The sequence below is a fragment of the Paracoccus aeridis genome, assembly GCF_004923205.2.
Lineage (GTDB): Bacteria > Pseudomonadota > Alphaproteobacteria > Rhodobacterales > Rhodobacteraceae > Paracoccus > Paracoccus aeridis.
The window spans coordinates 111691-126342 of record NZ_SELD02000037.1; the positions used below are offsets into that span (position 1 = coordinate 111691).

The 14652-nt window shown below is 70.1% G+C and carries 12 protein-coding genes; 4 read left to right on the forward strand and 8 right to left on the reverse strand.

Annotation, left to right across the window (positions count from 1 at the left end):
• Positions 1–28: 28 nt before the first annotated feature.
• Entirely contained in the window at positions 29–748 is a 720-nt protein-coding gene (locus ELI80_RS11880) for a hypothetical protein (protein ID WP_161596463.1), read from the forward strand.
• Between the two features lie 9 nt (positions 749–757).
• Here ELI80_RS11880 and der read toward each other — a convergent pair whose 3' ends face one another.
• The 3 genes from der to ELI80_RS11895 all read right to left on the reverse strand — a co-directional run bounded on the left by der (position 758) and on the right by ELI80_RS11895 (position 4362).
• The gene (der, locus tag ELI80_RS11885; RefSeq protein WP_136652133.1) at positions 758–2239 is read right to left on the reverse strand and encodes a ribosome biogenesis GTPase Der; all 1482 of its coding nucleotides are present in this window, start codon (positions 2237–2239) and stop codon (positions 758–760) included.
• Positions 2240–2248: 9 nt separating this feature from the next.
• Positions 2249–3571, reverse strand: coding sequence for a PQQ-like beta-propeller repeat protein (locus ELI80_RS11890; RefSeq protein WP_136652134.1), 1323 nt, complete (start codon positions 3569–3571; stop codon positions 2249–2251).
• An 89-nt stretch (positions 3572–3660) separates the two neighbouring features.
• Positions 3661–4362, reverse strand: a complete 702-nt coding sequence (locus ELI80_RS11895; protein WP_136652135.1) for a tetratricopeptide repeat protein — start codon at positions 4360–4362, stop codon at positions 3661–3663.
• A gap of 219 nt (positions 4363–4581) precedes the next feature.
• Here ELI80_RS11895 and ELI80_RS11900 point away from each other — a divergent pair, with 219 nt between their 5' ends.
• Positions 4582–5184 (forward strand): superoxide dismutase, encoded by a 603-nt coding sequence (locus ELI80_RS11900; protein ID WP_136652136.1) that lies wholly within the window; start codon positions 4582–4584, stop codon positions 5182–5184.
• A 153-nt stretch (positions 5185–5337) separates the two neighbouring features.
• Positions 5338–6258, forward strand: a complete 921-nt coding sequence (gene rarD / locus ELI80_RS11905) for an EamA family transporter RarD (RefSeq protein ID WP_136652137.1) — start codon at positions 5338–5340, stop codon at positions 6256–6258.
• Here rarD and ispG read toward each other — a convergent pair.
• From ispG to hemA, 3 genes are all read right to left on the reverse strand, one after another.
• Positions 6199–7374 (reverse strand): flavodoxin-dependent (E)-4-hydroxy-3-methylbut-2-enyl-diphosphate synthase, encoded by a 1176-nt coding sequence (gene ispG, locus ELI80_RS11910; RefSeq protein WP_136652138.1) that lies wholly within the window; start codon positions 7372–7374, stop codon positions 6199–6201. The genes rarD and ispG overlap by 60 nt on opposite strands.
• A gap of 117 nt (positions 7375–7491) precedes the next feature.
• Positions 7492–8802, reverse strand: coding sequence for a helix-turn-helix domain-containing protein (locus ELI80_RS11915; protein ID WP_136652185.1), 1311 nt, complete (start codon positions 8800–8802; stop codon positions 7492–7494).
• 112 nt (positions 8803–8914) lie between these two features.
• Complete coding sequence (gene hemA / locus ELI80_RS11920; RefSeq protein ID WP_136652139.1) at positions 8915–10144, reverse strand: 5-aminolevulinate synthase; 1230 nt, start codon at positions 10142–10144, stop codon at positions 8915–8917.
• A 161-nt stretch (positions 10145–10305) separates the two neighbouring features.
• Here hemA and ELI80_RS11925 point away from each other — a divergent pair, with 161 nt between their 5' ends.
• Positions 10306–11691: a dipeptidase gene (locus ELI80_RS11925; RefSeq protein WP_136652140.1), complete on the forward strand. Its 1386-nt coding sequence runs from the start codon at positions 10306–10308 to the stop codon at positions 11689–11691.
• A gap of 386 nt (positions 11692–12077) precedes the next feature.
• Here ELI80_RS11925 and ELI80_RS11930 read toward each other — a convergent pair whose 3' ends face one another.
• Together ELI80_RS11930 and ELI80_RS11935 are read right to left on the reverse strand one after the other, a co-directional pair.
• A complete protein-coding gene (locus ELI80_RS11930) occupies positions 12078–13778 on the reverse strand; it encodes a Hint domain-containing protein (RefSeq protein WP_136652141.1) in 1701 nt (566 codons plus the stop codon).
• 336 nt (positions 13779–14114) lie between these two features.
• Positions 14115–14624, reverse strand: coding sequence for a CarD family transcriptional regulator (locus ELI80_RS11935; protein ID WP_136652142.1), 510 nt, complete (start codon positions 14622–14624; stop codon positions 14115–14117).
• Between the last annotated feature and the right edge of the window lie 28 nt (positions 14625–14652).

A 14652-nucleotide genomic window follows, 5' to 3' on the forward strand; every position in this document is an offset into this window, starting at 1 on the left:
GGTCATGCGGGCTGCGTTGGAATGTGGGGTGGTCGCGATGTTCGCGGCCAGCTGCCTCATGGTCGCGCTGCGGCCCGACGCGGTCAGGAACGCAACGGTCGCGCCCCATTCGACCCTGCTGGAAGACCTTGCCTACTGGGGCACGCAGACCCCGCTGCGGGCCGAGGACGACCTTGTCGGCATCGTCCAGAACCCGCCCAACATCGCGCTGCAATCGCTGCTCGCGGCCGTGCTGGTCGCCTGCGTCGTCTACATCGCCCTGCGCGCCCGGGTCCGGTTCGCCCCGCCGGTCCCTGCCGCGGCGCTTCTGGGCCTGACCGCCGGGGCGATCTGGCCGTGGCTCGGCACCACCCGGCCCGAAGCCGGGCTCGCGGTCGCCGCACTCGCGCCCGTGGCGATCGTCGGGGGCATGCTGTACGAGCGGCGGCCGCCCGGAACGATGAACTGGGCGCTGGGGCTGATCGCGGGCTGGCTTACCGTCAGCGGGATCGGCGCGGCGGCGGCGCTGGTGTTCATGCGGCTCGACGTGGAGAGCGAGCTGGTGACGCTGGCCGCGTTGCTGGCGCTGTCGCTGATCGGCGCGCAGGTGCAGCTGTCGCTGGGCCGCAACGTGGCCTATGCGATCGCGATCATCTGGGCGATGCTGGGCATCGCCGCGGCCAGCATGAGCCTCAGCATGACGGTGTCCACCGCCTGCGTGCTGGGGATCGCGACGATGGCGGTGGTGGTAGTGCGGGTCACGACCTGACGCGCGGCGTCAGGCTTCCCTGGGCTTCTGCCTGACCTTGTGCTTCGCCAGCGCCCCGGTCTGGCGCTTGTTCGACTTGTCCTTGTAGGGGTTCTTCGCCCCCTGGTCGCGGAAGGTGAGCCGGATCGGCGTGCCGGGCATGTCGAAGTCAACGCGCAGGCCGTTCACCAGGTAGCGCTGGTAGCTGTCGGGGATCTGGTCCACGTGCGTCGCCATCACCACGAAGGCCGGCGGGCGGGTCTTGACCTGCGTCATGTAGCGCAGGCGGATGCGGCGGCCGCCGGGCGCGGGCGGCGGGTGCGCCTCGGTCATGGCGCCCAGCCACTGGTTCAGCCGCGCGGTCGAAACGCGGCGGTTCCAGACCTCGTGCGCCTTCAGGATCGCGGCGTGCAGGCGGTCCAGCCCCTTGCCGGTCCGCGCGCTGACGGTGACGAGCGGCGCGCCCTTCAGCTGCGGCAGCAGGCGCTCGAACGCCTCGCGCAGCTCGTTCAGCTTGTGAGGCTTGTCGTCCTCGAGATCCCACTTGTTGGCGGCGACCACGACGGCGCGGCCCTCGGTCTCGGCAAAGTCGGCGATCCTGAGGTCCTGCTGCTCGAACGGGATCGCCACGTCCAGAAGGACGACCACCACCTCGGCGAAGCGGACCGCGCGCAGGCCGTCGGCGACCGACAGCTTTTCCAGCTTGTCGGTGATCTTCGCCTTCCGCCGCATCCCCGCGGTGTCGAAGATCCGCATCGGCGTGTCGAAGAACTCGGTCGTGACGCTGATGGAATCGCGGGTGATCCCGGCCTCGGGGCCGGTCAGCAGACGATCCTCGCCGATGATCCTGTTGATGAGCGTGGACTTGCCCGCGTTGGGCCGGCCGATGACCGCAAGCTGCAAGGGGCGCGCGGCCGACGGGCGCCAGTCCTCGGCGCCCTCGCCGGATTCCGCCTGCTCGTCGGTCAGCGTCACGTCGGTCTCGGGCGCGATCGGCGCGGGACGCTGCGCCTCGATCTCGTCCGCGAGGGGCGCGAGGACGCCGTAGAGGTCGTCGAACCCCTCGCCATGCTCGGCCGAGATCCTGAGCGGCTCGCCCAGGCCCAGCGCATAGGCGTCGAGCACGCCGGACTCGCCCGCCCGCCCCTCGGCCTTGTTGGCGGCAAGGATCACGTGGCGCGCGCGGCGGCGCAGGATGTCGGCGAAGTATTCGTCGGCCGCCGTCACGCCCGCCCGCGCGTCGATGACGAACAGGCAGATGTCGGCCTCGTCCACCGCGCGCTCGGTCAGGCGGCGCATCCGGCCCTGAAGGCTGTCGTCCTCGGCCATTTCAAGGCCGGCGCTGTCGATCACGATGAAGCGCAGGTCGCCCAGCCGCGCGTCGCCCTCGCGCAGGTCGCGGGTGACGCCGGGCTGGTTGTCGACCAGCGCCAGCCGCTTGCCGACGAGGCGGTTGAACAGCGTGGACTTGCCGACATTCGGCCGCCCGACGATGGCGAGTGTGAAGCTCATCGGACGGGCCTACCGGAACGCGTGCAGCCGGCCGTCGCGGCCGGTGACGTAAAGCGTGCCGCCCGACACGACCGGCGCGGTGGCCGCCCCGCCCGGGATCGCCCCCTGCCCCACCAGCGTGCCGCTGTCGGGATCGAAGATGCGCAGGACGCCGTCGCTTCCCGCGACGAACAGCCGCCCGCCGGCCAGCACGGGGCCGTAATGCGCGACGATGGAATCCTGACGCCGGACGCGGGTGTCGGTGTAGTAGGGCAGCTGGACCGCGAAGATGCGCCCGCCCGTCGCCGCGTCCACCCGCACCAGCTGCGCCTGGTCGTTGACCGCGAAGACGGACCCGCCGGCGACCAGCACCGGGCTCATCGCGCCGTCGCGTTCTGTCCAGTCAGGCAGCCCGGTCGCGAGGTCGAAGGCCGAGATCCGGCCCGAGGACGACCCCGCGATCACCCGGTCGCCCGCGATCACGGGATCGCCGGTCATGTCGCGGATGAAGGCGATGGCGCGGCCGGCGCGGTTGCCCGCGACCTGCGCCGTCCAGACCTGGGTGCCGGTCTCGGTATCCGCGGCCAGAAGCTGCCCCGACGAGAAGGGGAACACAACGGTCGAGCCGCGGACGGCAGGTGCCGACACGCCAGTCACGCCCGACTGGCCGGCGATCCCGGCCACCGTCCACAGGACGCGCCCGTCCGCGGCCCGCACCGCCCAGCCGGTCGCGTTCCGCGCGACGACGTAGACGACGCCGTTTTCCACGGTGGGCGCCCCGCCGATCGGGGCGTCCACCCGCTGGCGCCAGCGCACCCCGCCTGTCACCGCGTCCAGCGCCACCAGCTCGCCATAGCCGGTCGTCGCGTAGACGGTGCCCGCCTCATGGGCGAGCCCGCCGCCCGATGTGCTGTCGCCCGACTCGGCCGGGGGCGTCAGGTCGGCGGTCCATGCGGTCCCGCCCGACAGCGCCGTGGCCGTGACGCGGGCGCGGCTGTCCAGCGTGAAGATGCGCCCGCCCGCGACCACCGGCTCGGCGGTGATGCGGTGGCGCCGCCCCTCGGGCTGGCCGATCTGCGCCGACCACAGGCGCCGGGTTCCGCCCGACAATGTCGCGTGCGCCATCAGGTGCTGCGCGTTCGACGCGCGCTGCGGCCACTCGAACGAACGCGGCGCCTCGAGCGACAGCGCGGTCGAGGACACCGGGTTGGCGCCGACGACGGCCGGGCCGCCGGGCGAAAGCACCTCGCGCGGGTCGAGCCGCTGGCCCGGCAGGACCGGATCGCGGTCGACGCAGCCGGCCACCGCCAGCAGCGCGCAGACCGAGGCGACGGTCAGGTTGATCCGGGTCATCGCGGCATCCTTTCGATGGACGGCCCGGGCGCGGGCACGATGTTGATCGGGCGCGGACGTCGGGGCCCGGCGCGGGAAACGGGGACGGGTCAGCCGGCGGGCATCGTCGCGGGCACGCCGCCGGGCAGGTCTGCCACGGGTTCGGGATCGACCCCCAGCGTGATCATCATCTCGGACAGGCGGCGGCGCATCGGTTCGGACAGGCCGTCCTTTTCCCGGATCTGCCGGATCAGCGCGACCGCGTCGTCGGGCCGCTGCGCATTGATCAGCGCCACGGCCTTCAGTTCCAGCGCCATCAGCTCGAACGGGGCGCCGGGCGCGCTGAGGGTCGTCAGCGCGGCGTCGCGTTCGGCGGGGTTCATCCCCTTGCCCTGCGCCAGCACCGACTTGATGAGCGCGAGATGCTGGATCAGCACGTCGTCGTCGACCGCGGCGGCCGTCGCCGCGAGCCGTTGCCCGGCCCCCGCGGCGTTCCCCGCCTCGATCTCGGCCCCGGCGGCCAGCAGGTCGCGCACCGCGGCGCGACCCTCGTCCTCCGCCGGGATGGCGGCCAGCGCCTCGGCCCGGGCGGCCGCGTCGGGCAGCGCCTGCGCCGCCAGCACGGCGTCGCCGAAGTCCTGCGCGCGCCTGTCGGCCTGCGAGCGGGAATATTCGACCCATGCCGACGCGCCCACCAGCGCCAGGATCAGCGCGACGGCGATCCAGCCATAGCGGCGCATCGCCCGGAACAGCCGGTCGCGGCGAAGCTCGTCTGTCACCTCGTCGATGAAACGGTCGTTCTGGTTGGCCATGCAGTCCCCGGCGTGTGGTTTCGCCCCTTCTACACACCGCCCCCCCGCTTTGCCAATCCGGCCGATGCCGCAGCTTCCCTGCCCCGCACGGGACGCCCCCGGCGAACCCGCCCGCGATCCCGGCCGGGAACCCCCTGTCCGGGGGTTGCGTTCGAGCGAGAGCGGCGCCAACCGTTGCGCCAGCGAAACCGCTCCTGAGAGCATCCGAAAGGACACGACATGGCCTTCACGCTTCCCGACCTTCCCTATTCGCACGACGCCCTTGCCGCGGGCGGCATGTCGCGGGAGACGCTCGAGTTCCACCACGACAAGCACCACAAGGCCTATGTCGACAAGCTGAACGAGCTGGTCCAGGGGACCGAGTGGGAGAACGCCTCGCTCGAGGACATCGTCCGCGGCACCTACCAGGACGGTGCGGTCGCGCAGAACGGCATCTTCAACAACGCCAGCCAGCACTGGAACCACAGCCAGTTCTGGGAAATGATGTCGCCCAACGGCGGCGGCACGATCCCGTCGCAGCTGGAATCCGCCATCAAGGACAGCTTCGGGTCGGTCGAGGAATTCAAGAAGAAGTTCTCGGAAGCCGGAGTCGGCCAGTTCGGGTCGGGCTGGGCCTGGCTCGTCAAGACCGCGGACGGCAAGCTGGAGATCACCAAGACCGAGAACGGCGTGAACCCGCTCTGCAAGGACCAGACCGCGCTTCTGGGCTGCGACGTGTGGGAGCATTCCTACTACATCGACTTCCGCAACGCGCGGCCGAAATACATCGAGAACTTCCTCGACAAGCTGGTGAACTGGGATAACGTCGCCTCGCGCATGTGAGGCCGCAGTCCCGGCTGCCTTCCGGGCCCGTCCGCTTGCTGCGGGCGGGCCTTTCCGCATGGCGGGGTTGCGCCCGGCCGAACGCCCTTGCGGCCGCTCGCGAAGCGCCCCATCCAAGCGCAGGCGGCCGAACGACAGGCGGGGGAAATCGCGATGCAGGACCGGACCAGGGGCATCTTGTCGATGATCGGCGTCTGCGCGATCTGGGGCACCTCGCCGATCTTCTACCGCCTTCTGTCGCACGTCCCCCCGCCCGAGGTCCTGGCCCACCGCACGATCTGGTCGCTGGTGCTGTTCGCGGGCTTCCTCGCCTGGCAGGGCCATCTGGGCAGCCTGCGCGACGCACTGCGCCCGCCGCATGTCGGCCGGGTGGCGCTGGCGGCGCTGATGGTGTCGCTGAACTGGGGCGTGTTCATCTGGTCGGTCCAGAACGGGCACGTCGTGGAAAGCTCGATCGGCTACTACACCTATCCGCTGGTCGCGGTGGTCTTCGGCGTGGTGCTGTTCCGCGAACGCCTGCGGCCCTTGCAGCAGGCGGCGGTGCTGCTGGCGGCGACGGCGGTGGTGACGCTGTCGGTGGGCCTGGGCGCCGCGCCGTGGATCAGCCTGACGCTGGCGCTGACCTTTGCGCTTTACGGCGTGGTGAAGAAGGCGCTGCCCCTGGGGCCGGTGCAGTCGGTCACGGCCGAGGTGGCGCTGCTCGCCCCGCTCGCGCTCGGCTGGCTCGCCGTCGCGCATCTGCACCTGCTGCCGGGGCAGGACCAGCCCGCGGCCTTCGGGTGGGACCTGGCGACGACGCTGCTCCTGATCCTCTCAGGACCGATCACGGCGATCCCGCTGATGCTGTTCGCGCGCGCCTCGCGGTCGGTCGACATGGCGACGGTGGGGTTGATCGGCTACCTGAACCCGACGCTGCAGTTCCTGTGCGCGGTCCTGCTGTTCGGCGAGGTCTTCACGCGCTGGCACGCCATCGCCTTCGCGATGATCTGGTCCGCGCTCGGGCTTTACACCCTGTCAGCCTTTCGCGCGGTGCATGCCCGGAACCGGAACCTGCGGGCTGGCGTCGGCGGCTAGCGCCTCGCCCTGCCCCGCGGCGAGCGCCTCGGCCCGCCGTTCGACCAGCTCGACGATGTGATCGATCATCTGCGCGTTCGACAGCTTGTGGCTCTGCTTGCCGGCCATGTAGACCATGCCGCTGCCCGCGCCGCCGCCGGTGAAGCCGAGATCGGTCATCAGCGCCTCGCCCGGCCCGTTCACCACGCAGCCGATGATCGACAGGCTCATCGGCGTCTTGATGTGCTCGAGCCGCTGTTCCAGCGCCTCGACCGTCTTGATGACGTCGAAGCCCTGCCGCGCGCAGCTGGGGCAGCTGATGATCTGCACGCCGCGGGTCCGCAGGCCGAGCGATTTCAGGATCTCGTAGCCGACCTTGACCTCCTCGACCGGGTCGGCCGACAGGCTCACGCGGATCGTGTCGCCGATCCCCATCCACAGAAGGTTGCCCATCCCGACGGCGGACTTGACGGTGCCGCCGCGCAGGCCGCCGGCCTCGGTGATGCCGAGATGGATCGGCGCGTCGGTGGCTTCCGCCAGCATCTGGTAGGCCGCGGCGGCCAGGAACACGTCCGACGCCTTCACGCTGATCTTGAATTCGTGGAAGTCGTTGTCCTGCAGCAGCCTGATGTGGTCGAGCCCGCTTTCCACCATCGCGTCGGGGCACGGCTCGCCGTATTTCTCCAGCAGGTGCCGTTCCAAACTGCCCGCGTTCACGCCGATGCGGATGGAACAGCCGTGGTCGCGCGCGGCCTGAACGACCTCGCGGACGCGGGCGGCGTCGCCGATGTTGCCGGGGTTGATCCGCAGGCAGGCGGCCCCGGCCTCGGCCGCCTCGATCGCGCGGCGATAGTGGAAATGGATGTCGGCCACGATCGGCACGGGGCTTTCGCGCGTGATCTCGCGCAGCGCGCGCGTCGCGGCCTCGTCGGGGGTCGAGACGCGGACGATGTCGGCACCCGCCTCGGCGGCGGCGATGACCTGCGCGAGCGTGGCGCGCACGTCCGACGAATCGGTGTTGGTCATGGTCTGGACGCTGATCGGGGCGTCGCCGCCCACCGGCACGTTGCCGACCATGATCCGGCGCGACTTCCGCCGCTCGATGTTGCGCCAGGGACGGATCGGGTTGAGACTCATGCGCCTGAAGCCTTTGCTGTGTCGCGCCACAGATAGGCGCAGCGGCGCCCGGCAGCAACCGCGGCCGGGTCGGCTGTCACCAAGGGATGAAGGCGCGTGCGCCGCGGCAGGGCCGCCTCAGGGTCGGCGCGGCGGCCCGTCCGTCTGCGATGCAGCCTCGCCCGTCTCGACCCGATCGCCCAGGATCGGCGCGGCCGAGGCGACGGCGAACATCTGCGCCAGCTCCGGGTCCTGCGCCGGGTCGGCGGCGGCGTAGCGCGCGGTCAGCGCGGCGGGGGACAGCTCGACGTTCTTGACGACCTGCGCACCCGGCGCGGCGGGGCCGTAGGTCTTGCCGTCCACGGCGAAGTAGATCGCGCCCGAGTTGCCCGTGCGCAGCACCGGCGCCTGCTCCAGCTTGGGCAGCGGGAAACGCTCGCCCGCGTCCAGCGTCTTTTCCAGGATCACCGTGCCGTCCGGTGAACTCACGCGGACCCACGCGGGCCGCACCGCCAGCAGCTCCATCTGGGCGGCGTCCAGCGCCACGGTGCGGACGCCCTGGTCGGGCGAAGCGGGCAGCTGCGGGCCATAGGCCATCGCGGCGCTGCCCGGCAGGGCGGCCGCCGCGGCGGTCGTGCCCGGGGCGGGCACGGCCTCGACCGGCGCCTGCGCGGTCCGGACGGCGGGCGCGCCGGGATCGGGCAGGCCGGGGTCGATCGCGGCGATGGGGCCGTCGCGCGGCGTCATCACCGGCGCCTCCAGCGCCTGAGGGCGGTAAAGCCGGTCCAGCGCCTCGGGCTGGGACAGGTTCACCGCCGCCGTGTCCTGCGCCAGCTCGGGCGAGCGAACCTCCTGGACCGGGTCCAGCGCCGCGACGATGCCCGGCGCCTGGTCGGACGGGGTCAAGCGGACCTTCTGCACTTCCTGCAGCACCGACCAGCCGCCGAAGCCCAGGCCCGCCGCCAGCGCGACCATCACCATCAGCGAGCCCACGGCCCGCGGCTCGATCCCGGACCAGAAGCTTTCCGGCTGGGGGATGAACAGCGCCTTGGGGTTCGCCAGCGCCTCGACGGGGTCGGCCGGGCGGCGCTGCGGGCGCGGGCCGGACGCGGCGGGCGCCATGCCGTGGGTCGGCTGGAACCCCGATTCCTCGCAGAAGCGGCGGAAGGTCCAGTCCGGATCCATGCCGAGATAGCGCGAATAGGACCGCACGTAGCCGGCGATGAAGCTGGGCGCGTCGAAGGCCGTGATGTCGCAGTTCTCGATCGCGGCGACGTAGCTGGCGCGGATCCGCAGTTCGCGCTGCACGTCCAGCAGGGACTTGCCCAGCGTGGCGCGTTCGCCCCGCATCATGTCGCCCAGGCGCATTTCGAAGTCGTCGAAGCGCGGCGCTGCCTGCACCGTGCTGCGATTGTCGTTCGCCGGACGATCTGTCCGCATCCCGATCATCTGCGCCTGTCCCACTACCCTGCTTGCCAGTAACGCTTCAGAAGCGAATCTGGCACATTATCCTTGGGTATTTCTTATCACGCGGCCGAGAGCGGATCACCCGCTGATTGCGTCACGCGACAGCGTGGGCGCGATTCAGCGCACAACGTGACCAAAGCGCATCCATCGCCCGGACCAGCCGGTCGATCTGCCCCGCGTCGTGCACCGGGGACGGCGTGAAGCGCAGCCGCTCGGTCCCGCGCGGCACGGTCGGGAAGTTGATCGGCTGCACGTAGACGCCGAACTCGGCCAGCAGCATGTCGGACAGCATCTTGCAATGGACGGGGTTGCCCACGTGCACCGGGACGATGTGCGTGCCGCGGTCGTCGATCGGCAGGCCCAGTCCGCGCAGCCGCATCTTCAGGATGCGGGCGTGCAGCTGCTGGGCGTCGCGCAGGCGCTGCCCCTCGGCGGTCTTGAGGAAGGCGATCGACGCCGCCGCCCCCGCCGCGACCGCGGGGGGGATCGAGGTGGTGAAGATGAAGCCCGGCGCATAGCTGCGGATCGCGTCGCACATGCGCGCCGACGCGGCGATGTAGCCGCCGAAGACGCCGAACGCCTTGCCGAGCGTCCCGTTCACGATGTCGATGCGGTCCGCCAGGCCCTCGCGTTCCGCCACGCCGCCGCCGCGCGGGCCGTACATGCCGACCGCGTGCACCTCGTCCAGGTAGGTGAGCGCCCCGAACTCGGCCGCGAGGTCGCAGATCGCCGCGATGGGGGCCACGTCGCCGTCCATCGAGTAGATCGATTCGAACGCGATCAGCTTGGGCGCGTCCGCGTCTTCGGCCTCCAGCAGCGCGCGCAGGTGGGCCACGTCGTTGTGGCGGAAGATGCGCTTCTCGCCGCCGCCGCGCTTGATCCCCTCGATCATCGAGGCGTGGTTCAGCTCGTCCGAGAAGATCACGAGGCCGGGGATCAGCTTGCGCAGCGTCGACAGCGTGGCGTCGTTGGCGATGTAGGCCGACGAAAAGACCAGCGCCGCGTCCTTGCCGTGAAGGTCGGCGAGTTCGCGTTCCAGCCGTTTGTGATAGACCGTGGTGCCGGAGATGTTGCGCGTCCCGCCCGACCCGGCGCCGGCGGCGTCCAGCGCCTCGTGCATGGCCGAAAGCACCACCGGGTGCTGGCCCATGCCGAGATAGTCGTTGCCGCACCAGACCGTGATTTCCTGCTCCGTCCCGTCGGGACGGGTCCAGACTGCCTGCGGGAACCGGCCCTGGCGCCGTTCGATGTCGATGAACGTGCGGTAGCGGCCCTCGTCGTGGAGCCTGCCCAGCGCGTCGTCCAGCGCGGCATCGTAGTCCATCTGCGTCCCCTTGCGTCTCTGGCTGGGTGCGATCATCGTCCGATCGCCAACGTGGTGGCACTAGATACGCGCCGATGAACGCGTTTGACACCCCTAAAGATCATTTCTGCGACCAGATGGCGCAGGGTGAACCTGATGAAAAGACTTGGAAAGGCCGGAAAATGAAGGATGGTGCAGCATTGGACGACGTTCTCGGAAGGCTCGACGCGAACCTGCCCGCCGCGCTGGAACGGCTGAAGGACTTCGTGCGCATCCCCTCGGTCGGCACCGATCCCGCCCACGACGCCGACACCCGCCGCGCCGCCGAATGGCTGTGCGCGCAGCTGCAGGAGCTGGGGTTCGAGGCGTCGGTGCGCGACACCGCCGGCCAGCCGATGGTGGTCGGGCGGTCGGCGCCGGGCGGGTCGCGGACGCTGCTGTTCTACGGCCACTACGACGTGCAGCCGGTCGATCCGCTGAACCTGTGGGACCGCGACCCGTTCGATCCCCAGATCGAGGACACGCCGCAGGGCCGCGTCATCCGCGGCCGCGGCGCCTGCGACGACAAGGGCCAGCTGATGACCTTCGTCGAGGCGATGCGGGCGTGGAAGGACGTCCACGGCGCCGTCCCGCCCGGCCTGATCCTGCTGTTCGAGGGCGAGGAGGAATCGGGCTCGCCCAGCCTGCGCCCGTTCCTGACGGAAAACGCGGACGAGCTGCGCGCAAGCCTCGCGCTGATCTGCGACACCTCGCTTTACGCCGACGGCCGCCCCGCCATCACCACCCAGCTGCGCGGGCTGATGGGGGACGAGATCGTCATCCGCGCCGCCGACCGCGACCTGCACTCGGGCAGCTTCGGCGGGCTTGCGGCGAACCCGATCCAGATCCTCGCGAACGCGCTTGCGGCCGTGAAGGACGACCAGGGCCGCATCACGCTGCCCGGCTTCTACGACGGGGTCGAGGAGCTGTCGAACCAGCTCCGCGCCGATTGGGACGACCTCGGCTTCGACGCAAGCGAGTTCCTGTCCCGCGTCGGCCTGAAGGACCCGATTGGCGAGAAGGGCCGCACCGGCCTCGAGATGGTGTGGGCGCGCCCCACGTTCGAGATCAACGGCATCTCCGGCGGCTACGCGGGCGAGGGCTTCAAGACCGTGCTGCCGGCCGAGGCGCGGGCGAAGGTCAGCTGCCGCCTCGTCGCGGGGCAGGACCCGGACCGCGTCCGCGAGGCGCTGCGCGACCACGTCCGCCGCTTCGTCCCGGCCGACTGCACGGTCGAGTTCCACGGCCACGGCAATTCGGGCGCGAGCCGGATGGACATCTCGGACCCCGCCTTCCAGGCGGCGCGCGCGGCGCTGTCCAAGGAATGGGGCCGCGAGGCCGCCTATATCGGCGCGGGCGGGTCGATCCCGATCGGCGGCGACTTCCAGGAAATCCTGGGCATGGATTCGATGCTGATCGGCTTCGGCCGCGACGACGACCGGATCCACTCGCCGAACGAGAAATACGACGTGGAAAGCTTCGCCAAAGGCGCGCGCAGCTGGGCACGGATCATGGCGCGGCTGGCGTGACGCGTTCGGCGCCGGGCGGGCCTGATGGCCACGCCCGGTGCCCGCCGGCAAGGACAGGGGGCGCGCGGCGCATGGGCCGCAGCCGTGCGGTTCATTGCGGCGAGCCGACTTGGCAACCTCGGCGACGGGATCGTTGCGCTTGGGCCTGGGCGTGAACCGCATCGGTCCCGACGCGCCACCCGGGGCCGACGGTGAAGCAGAGTTAGCGCTTGGCGGAGCCGGCGGCCGCGGCGCGACCCTGTCGCGGCCGGTGCGGCGGGACGCGGGACCAGGCCGTGCAAGCGTTCACAATGCAGAAAAGGCCGCCCGGGGGGCGGCCTTTCGATTCGGATCGGGGCCCGCGCGATCGCCCGTGGCAGGCGCGCGGCGTTTCGGCGCGGCCGTCCTCAGGCCGCCTTGTCGCCGGCGGCGGTGAAGGCCATCCGCGTCCTGTCGGACCGGCGCAGCACCGCGCGGTCGGACATGCGGCGCACCTCGACCGCCTCCATCTCGGCCATGGACAGCGCCCGGCCCACGTTGAGCGCGAAGGCCACGTCGCCGAGATCCGCCTTTTCCAGGTCGTGGCGCCGCTGGCTGGCGAGGAACGTGGCGAGGATCTCCTCGCCCAGCACAGCCTCCAGCATGACCGGCTCGCCCGGGCGGGACTTGTCGCGCGCCCAGCCTTCCAGCCGGCAGGCGTCGTTGATGAAATCCAGGTGCCCCTGCAGCTGGCCCATCGCGGCGCTGGGAAGCGGCGCGACCGCCTGCCCGTCCTCGGCGCGCCGCACGACAAGGCGCAGCAGCTCGTGCGTGGTCAGCTTGCCCGACCCGTCGAAGACGAAGTTCAGGCGGCCATGGTCGCCCGCCTCCTTGCGGGGGGCGCAGGCGATGGTCTGGCCGATGACCTTGCCGTCCAGCAGCACGTCGAGCATCACCGGCTTGCCGCGATGGTCGGCATCCACGGCCCAGCCCTTGACGCGGCACGGAGCGGCCACGCCCTCGATCCGCCCCTCGAGACGTCCGGGCGCGACCTGCCCCTGCACGTCCAGCGCGCGGCGCGCGGTGTGGCTGATCGCGGCGTGCAGCGCCGGACCCCCGGTCGGGCGTTCCGCGCACAGGATCGGCGCATCGGGCGCGACGTGATCGGGGAAGCGGGCGCGGAAATCGTCGGCGTTGTCGAAGTCGTCGCGGAAGCTTCCGCAATCGGCAAAGCTTTCCGACCAGGTGCCGTTGGCAAGCACGAGATCGTGGACGCCTAGGTCCAGCTGGAAATACGACCACTCGGCGCGGGGCTCTTCACGGGTGATGGTGATGCCGTTGACCAGATCGTCCGCCAGCACCAGCGTCTCGCCGACCAGCATCGTATGACCGGGCGACACGAACAGCGGCTGGCGCGGCATCCCGTCGGCGATGGAGCCGGGGGCGAAGCGGATCGCCTCTTTCCCGGCGGCGCGGCGGCCGGCGAAGTTCTGGCGTCCGATCCAGCGGATGGGACGCAGGCCACCGAAGCGGCAGACGACCATGTCGCCTTCGCGCAGATCCTCGACCGCCACGTAGCCGCGATCCGCCGCGATCTGCGTGCCCTGAAGGTAGCAGATCAGGGCCGCGTTGTCGGAGGTCACAATCTTGCTGTTAGCGGTGTCGTAGCCGGCATTCCGGATGCTCAGGGTGGACGACAGGTTGCCAATGAATGAATGTGGGGCATCCGCGTTAGGGAAGATGACATACTGTTCCTTCCCGGTGCCGACGATCCTTTCCCCGAGCATGACGATCCTTGTGGTGGTACCGCCCATCTGCGTGGAGGTGAAGGTTCCGGCTCCCTTGAGGATGACGTCGATTTTTTCCGTCGGGCCAGGAATACCGAAGACGTGATTGGTCGATGTCAGCGTAATCGTATCGCCGACCTTCAGGATCTTGTCGTTGTCCGAGTCCGGATTGGCGAGCTGAGAGTCGCGGCCGTTGCCGAGGGTAAGAAGACCGTAATCGTCGTACCTGAACTGCGAAGTGGTCGGAGTCAGAGTAGTCGTCGCGCCTTGCGTCGGCGTCCCGACCTTGACGGTTCCGGTCTGGACTTTGAAATAGTTGATCGACGTGTCGATGATCGGCATAGCGCAGCCCGTTACCCTTGAGCGGATCCCTGCGGATGTCACCGGCCATCTCACTCGTGGCGGCTTGTTCAGTCAGGATTGCGCGGTGGAATTCGTTCGAGCGCGGAATCTTCCCGTTCTCTGACTGGATAAATTAACCGCAACTTGCAATCGGTCAACAAAGTTCCACTTCAGGTTGTCCAAAAGTACAGCAGCGGCAAAGATGCCACGACGGCTTCCCGTGCCTTCCCCCAGGATCGACTCCGGATCGAGGCGTCGAAACAGCGCCGCCCTCAAAAAAGGAACGGGGGCGGCTTTCGCCACCCCCGCATTCCCCAGCCCTTTCGTGCAACGGCGTCAGGCCGCGCGTGCGGTCAGCACCGCCTCGACCTTCTTCTGCGCGCCGCCTTCGTCCATGCCGCTGACGACCGCGACCTCGCGCGTCAGGCGGTCGAGCGCGGCTTCGTAAAGCTGGCGCTCGGAATAGCTCTGCTCGCGCTGGTCGTCGCTGCGGTGCAGGTCGCGCACGACCTCGGCGATCGACAGCAGGTCGCCCGAGTTGATCTTCTGTTCGTATTCCTGCGCGCGGCGCGACCACATCGCCCGCTTCACCCGCGCCTTGCCCTTCAGCGTTTCCAGCGCGCGGTTCACCATGTCGGGCGAGGCGAGGCTGCGCATCCCGATCTCGGCCGCGCGGGCGGTCGGGACGCGAAGGGTCATCTTGTCCTTCTCGAACGAGATCACGAACATCTCGAGCCGCAGCCCGGCCACTTCCTGTTCCTCGATCGACACGATACGACCGACGCCGTGCGCCGGGTAGACGACGAAATCATCGGGGCGGAATTCGTTCTTCTTGGTCTTCGTCATCAGGCTTCCTTCCAGGTGGCACCCATGC